A 13,180-nucleotide genomic window follows, 5' to 3' on the forward strand; every position below is an offset into this window, starting at 1 on the left:
TGTGACGCCTTCGCGCCGGACTCCCTGTACAGGAGCCCGGCGCGAAGCCGTTGCCGCAGCGGTGGCCGTGTTCAGCGGCGGCGGCCGAGGACGGCCACACCGGCGAGGAGGACGAGGAGCACTCCGGCGAACCACGTCATGGCGGCGGTGGCGGACATGGTGAGGGTGGCGATGCCGAGGCCGAGGGCCGGGACGATCAGTCCGAGGTAGGAGATGAGGAACAGTCCGGCCAGCGCCTCGCCTCGCTTGGCCGGTGCGGCCATCGCGACGACGGTTCCCACGGCCGTCTTGAACAGCACACCCGCTCCGATGCCGGCGACGATGCCACCGATCAGGAAGGCCGCCAGGTCGGCGGTGTGCATGCCGATGACGAGAGCGACGACACCGGCGGCCTGGGCGAGCAGGCCCAGGGCCTTCCTCGCCGGGGTGGGCAGTCGGCTGGTCAGCGTCTGGGCGAGGGCCGCGCCGCCGAAGACCGCGAACACGATGCCGCCGGCCAGGGCGCGGGAGGGGTGGTGCAGGGTGCTTGCGACGAAGCCCGGAGCGATCGACGTGAACAGTCCGAACACCGCGAAGGAGGCGAAGCCGGCCGCCGCCGCGGCGAGATAGCCGGCGCGGTCGCCGTGGTCGGTGCTGATGCGCTGCGGCCGGTAGGCGGGCCTGACCAGCCGCTCCTCAACCGTCTCCGGAGTGAGGGCGAGTGCGACCATGCTCGCCAGCAGCAGGACGGCGAAGACGAGATACGGCGTCCGCAGCGGCGCGTGCACGAACTGGGCCAGGAAACCGGCGATCAGCGGGCCGACCCCGAGGCCGCCGATGTTGGCCGCGGTCGAGACCACCTCGAAGCGCTGTCCCGAGGCACCGGGCCGGTGCGCGGCGTGCAGTTCGTGCAGGTGCGCGGTGGCGGTCGCGGTCACCATCCCGACGCCGAGGCCGGTGATCAGCCGGGCGGCCAGCAGTACCGGCAGCGACGAGCCGGTGAGGAACAGCGCGGCGGCGACCAGCTCCAGTGCCAGCGCGGGCACGAGGATCTTCTTCCGGCCGACCCAGTCCGAGACATGCCCCGCCAGCAGCAGGCTGATCACCACGCCGACCGCGTAGGCGGCGAACACGACGGTGACCATGAACGTGGAGAACCCGTCCCGCGCCATGTACAGCGGATACAGCGGGGTGGGCACGGTGGAGAACGCCATCGCGACCAGGAAGGCGAGCGCGACCAGCCAGAAGCCGACGCCGTGGCGTCGCGAGCCGGGCGCGGTCCCCGTGCCGTGACCGTCACCGGTGGTGAGGAGATGGCGCGAGGGTGTCGACGTGGTCATGGCACTGCTCCGATCCGATCGAGCGGTGAAACGGTGGTCCTGCTGCGGGGTGGAACCGTGGCCCTGCCGAGCGGGAGAACCCCGGTGGTTCCGCTCGCCCCACTCTCCGTCGCGCAAGCCATCGCGTCCAACGAATCTTCACGCTGGTCACGATCGCGATCTGAGATAGTTGACGATGTGGAGCTCCGTCACCTCGAGTACTTCGTGGCCGTCGCCGAAGAGCAGAACTTCACGCGCGCGGCGGCTCGCCTGCACATCGTCCAGTCCGCGGTCTCGGCGGCCGTCAAGGCCCTGGAGCGTGAACTGGGCGCGCAGCTGCTGGACCGCAACTCCAAGCGGGTCCTGCTCACCGACGCGGGCGCGGCCCTGCTGCCCCGGGCACGGATCGCCCTCGACGCCGCCCGCGATGCCGCCGACGCCGTCGCGGAGGTGCGCGGCGGTCTGCGCGGCACCCTGCGGCTGGGCACCATGATCTCGGTCGGGCTGGTCGACCTGCCCGCGCTGCTCGGCGAGTTCCACCGCCGTCACCCCGGGGTACTGCTGCGGGCGGGCCCCGCCCCCTCGGGCTCGCAGGGACACCTCGACGCCCTCATCGAACGGCGCCTGGACCTGGCGTTCGTCTCGCTGCCCGGGCCGCGCCCGCCCGGCATCGAGCTGACCCGCCTGACCGGCTCGGTGATCGACCTCGTCGTCCCGGACGACCATCCCTTCGCGGGGCGCGGTTCCGTGGCCATCGGCGAGCTCGCCGGGCTGGACTTCATCGACTTTCCGGTCGGCTTCGGCAACCGCGCTGTCGTCGACCGAGCGTTCGCCGCGGCCGGGGTGCCACGGCATGTCACCCTGCAGATCGCCGACATCGGCACCGGCGCCGAGTACGTCCGGCACGGCCTGGGCATCGCGCTGCTGCCCCGGTTCGTTCTCGACGGGGCCGAGGGCATCACCGCCCTTCCGGTGACCGGCGCCGACCTGGACTGGCCGCTGTACCTGGCGATCCCGGCCGACCGGGCGCCCGGGGCCGCGGCTCGTGCGTTCATCGCCCTCGTCCACGAGATGACGTGACGGCGGCCGGGGAAAACGGCTCAGGGGGGAGCGGCAGCCTGTGGCACGATTCCGGAATGATCTCCAGCACGCCCATACCCCCCGTCGTCCCCGCAGGCCGGATGGCCGGGATGGAACAGCCGGTCCTCGGCCTTGCCGGTGGGCTGGAGCTGCGGCCGTGGCGCCCGAGCGACGCCGACGTCCTGGTGGCGGCGAGTGGGGATCCCGCGATTCGGCTCTGGAACCTCCTGCACGTGGACTCGCCCGAAGACGCGCGCCGGAGGATCGAGCGCATGCACGAACGGTGGCGCGCGGAGGCGGGTGCGATCTGGGCCATCGCCCGCCCCGGCGGAGGCGATGCACTGGGGCTCATCGGGTGGATCGACGTCGACCTCAAGGGCGGCAGCGCGGAGATCGTCTACTGGGTCCTGCCCGCGGCGCGCGGCGGCGGTGTCGTCGTGGAGGCCACGCGACGCCTCACCCACTGGGCCTTCGACGATCTCGGCCTGTACCGGCTCCGGCTGTGCCACTCGGTGGCCAACCCGGCGTCCTGCCGGGTCGCGGCCAAGGCCGGATTCGCCCTCGAAGGCACCATGCGCGGCGCCCTGCTGCACGCCGACGGCTGGCACGACCAGCATCTGCACGCCCTGATCCGGGGCGACAACCAGCGCCCGCCCACGACCGTTTGACCTCTGCTTGAGCCGCTTCTCGCTCAGGAGGACGTCATCGCGTCCGGCTGCCCGCTCTGCGGTGTCCCGGCGGCGCGGAAGCGCACGTCGCACAGGTGGGCGATCCCGGCGATCGCCGCCGCCGTGGCGCCGAGCGCGGCGAAGGAGGCAACCGGTCCGCCGTGGTCCATGACCACACCGGCCAGCGGGGACCCGGCGACGTTGCCGACCAGGAGGGCGCTGGCGTAGGCGCCCATGGCCACGCCCTTGCTGCCCTCGGGCGCCAGCAGGCTCACCGAGGTCGCGGACGCCGACAGGGCGGGCGCCACGAAGAAGTTCGCGGGAACGGCCAGCAGGCACAGCCAGTACCACTGGGTGGCGAGACCTATCGGCAGGCACAGCAGCCCGAGCACCGCGGTGACCACGAACACCGAGGGCGGGCGGCGCATCCCGCCGTAGACGAGCCCGCCGGCCACCGACGCGAGGCCCGCGACGACCAACAGCAGCCAGCTCCACTGGAGTTGCCCCCACCGTTGCAGCGAGCCGATGGCGGCGACCTCGAAGCCCATCACGGCGACCGAGGCGGCGACGGTGATGCCCAGCGCGCACACCATGCGCGGGGACAGCCAGTCGCCCGACTTGGGCTTGCCGCCGTCCCGCGGACGGGCCTTCTGCAGGGGCGGGTTGAGCACCACGTAGGCGATCCCGGACAGGAACAGCAGGGCGCCCATGACGAGGAACGCCACCGTGGGGGAGGCCTGTGAGGCGAGCACGATGCCGATCGACGGGCCGACCATGTAGGCGAGGTCGGTGGTCATCGAGTCCACCACGTACGCGGTGTGCCGGCTCTCCTCGGTCACCATCGTCGCCAGCGCCAGCCGGATCACGGTGAACGCCGGGAGCGTCAGCAGCCCGCCGACGAACGCCGCGCCCAGCAGCGCGGGATACGGCAGGAGGTACGCGAGTCCCCAGAACAGGGACTGCGCGGTCACCACCAGGGCGAGCACCTTGCGCAGCCCGTACCGGTCGAGACCGCGGCCCTGGAGGGGCGCACCGATCCCGGCGCCCGCCGTCCACAGCGCGGACACCAGGCTCGCCGCGCCGAAACCGCGGTCCAGATTGCTTACGACGTGCAGGAGGATGACCGCGGAAATGCCCAGCCCCGGCATCTTCGCCAGCAGCCCGATGGTCATCAGGGACCGGAGTTTCGGCTCGGCGAAAACCTGTCGATAGACGGCAAACATGGATCCGGCCCCCGGGTCGGTACTGGTCGTCACTGGACGGGTGATCGCTGAGCCAAGGGGCCGAACGCTACCGGAACGCGCCGAGGTGCAGTCGTCCCGAATCCGGTCAACTGCCGCTCTCCCCGGGGCGGCTGACCTGGTCGGGGATCCGTCGGCGTTCCGCGACGCCGGATTGCGGTGCGCGCCGCTCAGTTCCCCCGAGCCCCGGCGCGCAGACCGTCCATGACGAGGTCCAGCAGGCGGGTGGCGCGGGACTGCCAGTCGGTGTGCGGGTCTAGTTGCCAGAGGCCGGAGATGGCGAGCATGAAGTCGTCCGGTGTCACGCCCGGGCGGATGGTGCCAGCCTCCTCGTTGGCCTTCAGCAGAAGTACGGCGGCCTCGATCACGGGGTTGTGTCCGGGCCGGGCCGGGCCGCCCGGCGCGCTGACGGCATTGCGCATGGCTTCGGCCAGGCCCGCCTTGGTCATGGCGTACCGCGCGAGGCGGTCCATCCACTTCCGCAGTGCCTGATCGGGGGCCTGGGCCTGGAGGAGCTGGGCCGCCGCGTCGGCGACCTGCTGCATCTCGTGGCGGTAGACCTCCAGGACGAGGGCCTCGCGGTTGGGGAAGTTGCGGTAGAACGTGCCCTGCCCGACGCCCGCCTTCTTCGCGATCGCGCTGAGCGGGGCGTCGGCCGAGCAAGTCAGCTCGCTGAGGGCGACTTCGAGGATGCGCTCGCGATTGCGTTGCGCGTCCGAGCGCAGTGGGGTGTCCGCGCGCGTCGCGTCGTCCTTCTCCCGCTTCTCCGGCACTCGTCCTCCTTCCGGCATCGCGGCCGGGCCACCCTTGCTAAGCGGACAGCTGTCCGCTAGGTTCATGGGTAAGCGGACGGCTGTCCACTTGGGTCCATCGTAGCGGCAGCCAGAGTCCATATAAATGGCCGGAACCGATCGCCCGCCCGCATTGTCGCGCACTGCGCACGCGGGCCCCGAACCACCCCGCCCCCTTGCCCGCGTCTCTTGCGTCTTTCCTGTTCCCTCTTCTCTCTTCCCTCTGTACAGCGCCATCTCCTTGCGAACTTCCTGGCGGGATCGCCCGTCCGACTTCGACGCGCCCACACGCGAAAGAAGGCTGAACATGGCCGCAGCTCCCACCCCCTCGACGTACAGCGCCGTCACCCTGACCGTCAATGGCGAGCAGTACACGCTGCCCGTCGACCACCGCACCACCCTGCTCGACGCGCTGCGCGAGCACCTTGATCTGACCGGCACCAAGAAGGGCTGCGACCAGGGCCAGTGCGGCGCCTGCACAGTGCTGCTCGACGGGCGCCGGGCCGTGTCCTGTCTGCAGCTCGCCGTCGCCGCCGAGGGGCGATCGATCACCACCGTCGAGGGCCTGGCCGACGGCGATCAACTGCACCCGGTGCAGCAGGCGTTCCTCGACCTCGACGGCTACCAGTGCGGCTACTGCACACCGGGGCAGATCTGCTCCGCCATCGCGGTGATCGAGGAACACGCGGCGGGCTGGCCGAGCGCCGCCACCGCCGACGTACGGCCCGAAGCGGGACCCTCACCGCTCACCGCCGACGAGATCCGGGAGCGGATGAGCGGCAACCTGTGCCGCTGCGGCGCCTATGTGTCCATCGTCGAGGCGGTCGCCCGAGCGGCCGAGGAGCAGGCGGCCCACACGCGGGCCGACACAGGCGAGGCGACGGCACGGACGCAGACGGACAAGGTCAAGGAGGCGGCGGCATGAGGGAGTTCGGCTATCAGAGGGTGTCAGACGTCGCCGGCGCGGTCGCCCTGCTCGGCGCCGATCCCGACGCCCGCTTCCTCGGCGGCGGCACCAACCTCGTCGACCTGATGAAGACCGGCGTCGAACGGCCCTCCCGGCTCATCGACGTACGCGAACTTCCCCTGGACGGCGTCGAGTTGATGCCGGACGGCAGCCTGCGCATCGGTGCGACCGTCACCAACAGCGATCTCGCCGCGCACCCCGAAGTCCGCCGCCGCTACCCGGCGTTGACACAGGCCGTGCTGGCCGGTGCCTCCGGGCAGCTGCGCAACATGGCGACGGTCGGCGGAAACCTGCTCCAGCGCACCCGGTGCGGGTACTTCGCCGACGTGACCAAGCCGTGCAACAAGCGTGTTCCCGGCAGTGGTTGCCCCGCCATCGAGGGCGAGCACCACAACCACGCGATCCTCGGGGCCTCCGCGCACTGCGTGGCCACGCACCCCTCCGACATGGGTGTGGCGCTGACGGCGTTCGACGCCGTCGTCTCGTACGAAACGGCGGACGGAGCGGGTGAGTTGCCGCTCGCCGAGTTCTATCTGCCCGTGAGCGACACCCCGCACCGGGAGACCGCGCTGCCGGCGGGCGCACTGATCACCGGTGTCACGCTGCCGCCCGCGCCGGTCGCCGCGCACTCCCGCTACCGCAAGGTGCGCGAGCGCGCCTCGTACGCGTTCGCGATCGGCTCGATCGCCGCCGCGCTCGACGTCCAGGACGGTGTCGTACGCGATGTGCGCCTGGCCTTCGGGGCGGTCGCGTCGCGGCCGTGGCGGGCCCGGGCGGCCGAACGCGCACTGGCCGGAGCCCCGGCGGACGCCAAGACCTTCGCCGCTGCCGCGGACGCCGAACTGGCCGCCGCCGAGCCGCTGGCCGACAACGGATACAAGGTGACCCTGATGCGCAACCTCGTGGTGGCCGTGCTGACCGAACTCGCCGAGGAGGCCGCCCGATGACCACCGCCATCACCGGACGTACGACGGCGAAGGGCGCCGTCGGCACCGCCCACACCCGCGTCGAGGGCCGCGACAAGGTCACCGGGGCGGCCCGCTACGCCGGGGAGATCCCCTTCGCCGAACTCGCCCACGGCTGGCTGGCGTTGTCCACCGTCGCCCGGGGCCGCATCCTCGCGGTGGAGACCGCTCCGGTCCTCGCCATGCCCGGCGTGATCGCCGTCCTGCACCACGGCAACGCGCCGCGTGTCGACACCGAGTACATCGGCCTGCTGGGCGTCCCGCCGGACCCGACCACCGCCGTATTCCAGCAGGACCGCGTGCCCTACCTGGGCTGGCCGGTGGCCCTGGTCGTCGCCGAGACCTCCGAACAGGCGAGGGAGGCCGCCGAGGCGCTCGTCGTGCGCTACGAAGAGGAGCCGCACGACGTCGCGTTCGAGGGCGGCGAGCACCCGGACGCGTATCCGCTGGACGCCCACATGCCGGCGGTCGCGGAGAAGGGTGACCTGGAGGCCGAACTCGCCGCGTCGGCCGTCGTGTTGGACGCGGAGTACTCCACCCCGGAGGAACACCACAACCCGATGGAGCCGCACGCGGCGACGGCCCGCTGGGACGGCGGACGGCTCGAAGTCGTCGACTCCAACCAGGGCACCGTGTGGGTCGCCGCCGAACTCGCCAGCCTCTTCTCGCTCGACCCGGCCGCGGTGCGGGTGCGTTCCGAGCACGTCGGCGGCGGCTTCGGCAGCAAGGGCGTGCGCGCGCACCAGGTGGCCGCCGTGATGGCCGCCACCGTTCTCCAGCGGCCCGTCCGCGTCGTCATGACACGCCGTCAGATGTTCTCGCTGGCAGGCTACCGCAGCCCCACGGCGCAGCGGCTCCGGCTCGGCGCCGACGCGGACGGCCGGCTGCGCGCGCTGGAACACCGCTCGCTGAGCCTGACGTCGACCGTGCACGAGTTCATCGAGCCGAGCGCCGGGGTGGCCCGGACGATGTACGACGCCGACGCCCACCACACCAGCAACCAGGTCGTACGGCTCGACGTGCCCACCCCGACCTGGATGCGCGCACCGGGCGAGGCGCCCGGCTCCTTCGCGCTGGAGTCGGCACTCGACGAACTCGCCGAGAAGTGCGGCATCGACCCGATCGAACTGCGCGCCCGCAACGAGCCCGAGCGGGGCCCGGTGTCCGGGCTGCCGTTCAGCGGCCGCAACCTGCACGCCTGCTTCCGGGAAGGGGCCCGCAGGTTCGGCTGGGCGGACCGGGACCCGCGTCCCGGGCTGCGCCGGGACGGGCGCTGGCTGCTCGGCACCGGCACGGCGGCCGCCTCCTTCCCCGCGGGGTCGGCGCCCTCCACGGGCGCCGTGACGGCGGAGGCGGACGGCACCTTCACCGTGCGGATCAACGCGGCGGACATCGGTACCGGCGCCCGGACCGCTCTCACTCTGGTCGCCGCCGACGCGCTGGAGGTGGCGCCGGACCGCGTCCAAGTGCACATCGGGGACAGCGATTTCGGGATGGCGTTCATCGCCGGCGGCTCGATGGGCACCCGCTCCTGGGCCTGGGCGGTCACGGTCGCGGCCGGTGAACTGCGCGAGCGGCTCGCCCTCGGCGCGATCATCCCGCCCGAGGGGATCACCGTACGCTCGGACACCACCGAGGCCGTCGGCGCCCTCGCACAGATGGAACGGCACTCCTTCGGCGCGCAGTTCGCCGAGGTCGCCGTGGACGTCACCACCGGTGAGGTCCGCGTGCGCCGCATGCTCGGCATCTTCGCGGCGGGCCGGATCATCAACCCGCTCACCGCACGCAACCAGTTCGTCGGCGGCATGACCTGGGGCATCTCCATGGCCCTGCACGAGGAAGCGGTCCGCGACCGGGCCACGGGCGGTCACTACGGCGCCGACCTCGCGGGCTACCACGTGGCCACGCACGCCGACGTACCGCACATCGAGGCCGACTGGATCGACGACCCGGACCCCGACGACCCCATCGGCATCAAGGGCATCGGTGAGATCGGCATCGTCGGCGCCGCGGCGGCGATCGCCAACGCGGTCTGGCACGCGACCGGCGTCCGCCACCGCAGCCTGCCGATCCGCCCCGACCGCGTTCTGAGGGCAGCCCAGCATGCTTGACATCGCCGCCGAACTGCACCGATGGGAGGAAGAGGGCCGGGACTTCGCCGTCGCCACCGTAGTCTCGGTCGGCGGCAGCGCGCCGCGCGGTCCGGGCGCCGCCCTCGCCGTCGACAGCGAGGGCACGGTCATTGGCTCCGTCTCCGGGGGCTGCGTGGAGGGAGCGGTGTACGACCTGTGCGTCCAGGCGCTCCAGGACGGCGGGAGCGTCCTCGAGCGGTTCGGCTACAGCGACGAGGACGCCTTCGCGGTCGGGCTGACCTGCGGCGGCGTCCTCGACATCCTGGTCAGCCCGGTCCGCGCGACGGCCACCGCCCGACCGGTGCTCGGCTCGGCGCTGTCGGCCGCCGCGCGCAGCGAACCCGCCGCCCTCGCCCGCGTCGTGCGCGGCCCGGCCGAACTCCTCGGCGCGGCCCTGCTCGTGCACCCCGACGGCTCGTACGAAGGCGGTCTCGGCGGTCACCCGGAGCTGGACCGGACGGCGGCGGCCGAGGCCGTGGGCCTGCTGGATGCCGGCCGCACCGGCACGGTCGATGTCTCCGAGGACGGCTCACACTGCCCCGGCGGCCTCACCCTGCTCGTCGAGTCGAACGTGCCACCGCCCCGCATGATCGTCTTCGGGGCGATCGACTTCGCGTCGGCGCTGGTCCGCGTCGGCAAGTTCCTCGGCTACCACGTGACCGTGTGCGACGCCCGCCCCGTCTTCGCCACCCGGTCCCGCTTCCCCGAGGCCGACGCCATCGTCGTCGACTGGCCGCACCGCTATCTCCGGCACACCGCGACCGACACACGCACGGTCCTGTGCGTCCTCACCCACGACGCCAGGTTCGACGTACCCCTCCTGGAGACGGCCCTCCGGCTGCCCGTCGCGTTCGTCGGCGCGATGGGCTCCCGCCGCACCCACGAGGACCGCAACGACCGCCTGCGCGAAGTAGGCGTCACCGAACGGGAGTTGGCCCGCCTGCACTCCCCGATCGGCCTCGACCTCGGCGCCCGTACGCCGGAGGAGACCGCCCTGTCCATCGCGGCGGAGATCGTCGCGGCGCGGCGGGGCGGGACGGGCGTGCCGTTGACCGGCTCGCGGACGCCGATCCACCGCCGTGACAGCGCCCGTGCCGAGGGGGTGTCCGCGGCCGCTTGACTGTCAGGGGGCGGGCGGTAGCGGGGCCGGCGGGGGAGTGGGTGCGGCGGGGAGGGCGTTGCGGTACGGCCGCGCGTGGTCTTTGCAGAGCCAGAGCGTGTCGGCCTCGGGGGTGGAGACCTTGTTCAGACCGCCCCAGAGCCGATGCGGGTCGAGCTGTTCGAGCAGGTTGCGCATCGTACGGAACTCCGAGTCCCACTCCGCCCTCACCAGTGTGTTGAGGGAGGCGAAGTCGGCGGAGTCGTCCGGTTCCCCGAGCTCGGACGTCGTGTCGAGGAGTGCCTTCATCAGCTTGATGTCGTCCTGAAGAATCTTGTCGAGATCTTCGGAGGCGACCCCGATGGCGCCGCCGACCACCGGAACGGCGTAGCGCAGGATCTTGAACAGGCCGCGGGCGTACGGCAGGAGGGTCGCCTCAAGCTGTGACGTCGCCCGGACCTCGTAGGGCTCGTGGCCGGGCGCGGGATGCCACTGGCCCGGGGCCTCGCAATAGAGCCGCAGCTGCAAGTACGAGCCGCGGATCACACCCAGGGCCCTACGCCGTGTCACCCGGGTGATCGACACCACACTCGGGCAGGTCACCTGCTGGGACGTCCGGTGACCGCGCCAGGCCGCGAGTGCCGCCCGCTGCTGCTCCGCCGCGATGGACGCCTGCTTGGCCTCCATCTGCTCAAGGGTGCGCAACAGGCCGTCGTGCCGCGCGGCCCCGTCCACGCGCTGGCGCTCGACGACATCCGTCATGCGCCGCACCTCGTCCCGCGTCTGCATGAGCAACTCCTCGGAGCGCCGGGCCTCCGGGGGCTCGATGCCCTGCATCAACTGCCGTACGTTGTGGTCTCTGATCTCGACCGGGCACTCCGCCTCCTCCCGTGGCGGCGTCCGTGCCAGGCGGGCCTTGAGCTGGTCGTGCGGGAACTCGTGGGTGCATTCCGAGCCGTCGGGCAGTCTTCCCGGGCAGGGCACCGACCGGTTGATCTCAAGGCCGGGATAGCGGCGCAGCGTCTGCTCGAAACCGTCCTTCAGGATGGCGAGGAAGTCCTGCGGATAGGGGCCGCGCACGCGTAACTCGGCTGTCCTGGCGATGCGGTCGACAGTCACCAGCGCGGTGTGCTCGCCGTCCGGGTGGCGCAGGAGCGCGCCGCTGCGCCAGTGGAGCCCGGCGGTGAAGCGGTGTTCGCGGGCGATGAACCAGGTCGGGATGCCGGGTGGCACGGTGTGCAGCCGGTAGCGCAGCCGCAGTTCGCGGTGTGCGGACTCCGTGGCCGCCCAAGCCTCCTCGTACGCGGGCGGATCCCAGGGCAGCAGCTCGACGACGATGCTGCTGGTGCCGTCGTCCGTACGGTAGGAGAGGTCGAAGCGCTCCATCAGGGCCACGAAGTGGCGGCGCAGATCCGTGCTGAGGTCGTGCCAGAGCTCGCTCTGATGCGCTTTGGTGAACAAGGCGTCCGTCTGCCGCACCGCCGGTGCGTCCAGGACCCGGCTGATGTAGGCGGTCACCCACTGCGGACGCAGCACCACCATGTCGCCCAGCTCCGGGTCGTCGCTGTAGGCCAGGACGTCACCCAGGCTGTGCAGGGCTTGCGTCAGACCGCGCTGATGGCCGGGATCCGTGACGCCGTGTTCGGACAGAAGGGCGGCCATCTCCTGCGGATCGACATGGTTGCGGGGGTCGGTCCGCACCGCTTCGGTGGCGTTCAGCCAGGCCTCCGGCCAGACCACGCCCATGAGAGGCAGCCGGGAGGCCTGCTCGGCAATGCGGTCCCGCACTTCACCGATGCCCTGCCGGGTCTCGTTGTCGGCCTCCAAGCTGGCGACGATCATGCCGGGGTACGCGGCGTGCAGGTCCGCCAGGGGAAGGTCGGCGGGGCGCGGCCCGAGATGGGTGGCCACGAGGATGACGGGGGCGCGCGGAGCCCTCGCCTTGATCATGTCCAGCCAGTAGTACAACTTCGTGGACTCCCAGCCGATCTGCGCGTCCCAGACGAGGACGAACAGCGAGCGGTCGGTGAGAAAGAACTGATGCGTGGCATGGTAGATCTCCTGGCCACCGAAGTCCCAGGTGGACAACCGCATGACGACGTCGCGCTCCGGATGCGGGTGCGGCAGGTCGAGATTGATGACGTTCAGTCCGTGCGTGCTGCTCTCGTTGCTTTCGAACGGCTCGTCCAGAAGCGACTTGATGAGGGACGTCTTTCCGGCGCGGCCCTCACCTACGAAGACGACCTTCGAGGACCACTGGCGCGTTGTCCGGCTGCTGGACCGCTCGCGGAGGAAGGCGAGCAGGGTCGCCGTGCCCGCGGCCACGACCTCTGGTGGCAGGGTGGTGAGTTCGTTTCCGTCGAGCTCGACGACGTCAAGACTGGCGAGATCGCCAAACGAGTCGGGCAGGCCGACCAATTGGTTGTCCCTGAGCGCGAGGCGGTTGAGGTTGGTGCAGTTGCCGAACGAGTCCGGAAGGAGGGTCAAGGCGCTGCCGGACAGTTCGAGACGTTCGAGACTGGTGAGGTCACCGAATGAGGTGGGCAGCTCGGTCAGCCTGTTGCCATTGAGGAAGAGATCAGTGAGTTGGGTGAGGTTCCCGATCGACTCCGGAAGCTTGGTCAATCCACACATGTTGAGCTCTAGCTGCCTGAGATTCCTGAGGTTTCCGATCCACTCGGGCAGCTCTGTCAACTCGTTCAGCATGACGTTCAGGTGAGTGAGGTTGGTGAGACTCCCGAGCCAGTCCGGCAGCGCCGTGAGACTGTTGGCACTCAGGTCGAGTTGCCTCAGATGAGTGAGCTCGGCCAACTCGCCCGGCACCTCGGTGAGTCCGAGGAGGCCCAGATCGAGCTCAACCTCGTTTCGTGCCGCGGCGATCCGCTGCTGTACCTGTTCCTCGTCGCCGAGTTCCTCGTCGCCAAGTGCCATGTTTCCCG

Annotated in this window: 10 protein-coding genes; 6 read left to right on the plus strand and 4 right to left on the minus strand. The window is 71.2% G+C overall.

Annotation, left to right across the window (positions count from 1 at the left end):
• Nucleotides 1-71 precede the first annotated feature (71 nt).
• On the minus strand, nucleotides 72-1,319 hold the full coding sequence (locus AB5J56_RS40215; RefSeq protein WP_369240598.1) for an MFS transporter: 1,248 nt from the start codon (nucleotides 1,317-1,319) through the stop codon (nucleotides 72-74).
• A gap of 177 nt (nucleotides 1,320-1,496) precedes the next feature.
• Between AB5J56_RS40215 and AB5J56_RS40220 the strand changes: the two genes are divergently transcribed.
• Nucleotides 1,497-2,378: a LysR family transcriptional regulator gene (locus AB5J56_RS40220; RefSeq protein WP_369240600.1), complete on the plus strand. Its 882-nt coding sequence runs from the start codon at nucleotides 1,497-1,499 to the stop codon at nucleotides 2,376-2,378.
• A 56-nt stretch (nucleotides 2,379-2,434) separates the two neighbouring features.
• On the plus strand, nucleotides 2,435-3,046 hold the full coding sequence (locus tag AB5J56_RS40225; protein WP_369240602.1) for a GNAT family N-acetyltransferase: 612 nt from the start codon (nucleotides 2,435-2,437) through the stop codon (nucleotides 3,044-3,046).
• A 23-nt stretch (nucleotides 3,047-3,069) separates the two neighbouring features.
• Here the strand turns inward: AB5J56_RS40225 and AB5J56_RS40230 are convergent, their stop codons facing one another.
• Nucleotides 3,070-4,218, minus strand: a complete 1,149-nt coding sequence (locus AB5J56_RS40230) for an MFS transporter (RefSeq protein ID WP_369240604.1) — start codon at nucleotides 4,216-4,218, stop codon at nucleotides 3,070-3,072.
• A 239-nt stretch (nucleotides 4,219-4,457) separates the two neighbouring features.
• Nucleotides 4,458-5,078, minus strand: coding sequence for a TetR/AcrR family transcriptional regulator (locus AB5J56_RS40235; protein WP_369240606.1), 621 nt, complete (start codon nucleotides 5,076-5,078; stop codon nucleotides 4,458-4,460).
• A gap of 307 nt (nucleotides 5,079-5,385) precedes the next feature.
• Between AB5J56_RS40235 and AB5J56_RS40240 the strand changes: the two genes are divergently transcribed.
• From AB5J56_RS40240 to AB5J56_RS40255, 4 genes are read left to right on the plus strand one after another with little or no spacing between them, the layout of a single operon-like run.
• Nucleotides 5,386-6,003, plus strand: coding sequence for a (2Fe-2S)-binding protein (locus AB5J56_RS40240; RefSeq protein ID WP_369240608.1), 618 nt, complete (start codon nucleotides 5,386-5,388; stop codon nucleotides 6,001-6,003).
• The gene (locus AB5J56_RS40245) at nucleotides 6,000-6,992 is read left to right on the plus strand and encodes a xanthine dehydrogenase family protein subunit M (protein WP_369240610.1); all 993 of its coding nucleotides are present in this window, start codon (nucleotides 6,000-6,002) and stop codon (nucleotides 6,990-6,992) included. Before AB5J56_RS40240 ends, AB5J56_RS40245 begins: the two co-directional genes overlap by 4 nt.
• Nucleotides 6,989-9,121 (plus strand): xanthine dehydrogenase family protein molybdopterin-binding subunit, encoded by a 2,133-nt coding sequence (locus AB5J56_RS40250; protein WP_369240612.1) that lies wholly within the window; start codon nucleotides 6,989-6,991, stop codon nucleotides 9,119-9,121. Before AB5J56_RS40245 ends, AB5J56_RS40250 begins: the two co-directional genes overlap by 4 nt.
• The gene (locus AB5J56_RS40255) at nucleotides 9,114-10,262 is read left to right on the plus strand and encodes an XdhC family protein (RefSeq protein ID WP_369240614.1); all 1,149 of its coding nucleotides are present in this window, start codon (nucleotides 9,114-9,116) and stop codon (nucleotides 10,260-10,262) included. Before AB5J56_RS40250 ends, AB5J56_RS40255 begins: the two co-directional genes overlap by 8 nt.
• 3 nt (nucleotides 10,263-10,265) lie before the next feature.
• Here AB5J56_RS40255 and AB5J56_RS40260 read toward each other — a convergent pair whose 3' ends face one another.
• Complete coding sequence (locus tag AB5J56_RS40260) at nucleotides 10,266-13,172, minus strand: COR domain-containing protein (RefSeq protein WP_369240616.1); 2,907 nt, start codon at nucleotides 13,170-13,172, stop codon at nucleotides 10,266-10,268.
• Between the last annotated feature and the right edge of the window lie 8 nt (nucleotides 13,173-13,180).

Origin of the sequence: Streptomyces sp. R21 (genome assembly GCF_041051975.1) — a bacterium.
Lineage (GTDB): Bacteria > Actinomycetota > Actinomycetes > Streptomycetales > Streptomycetaceae > Streptomyces.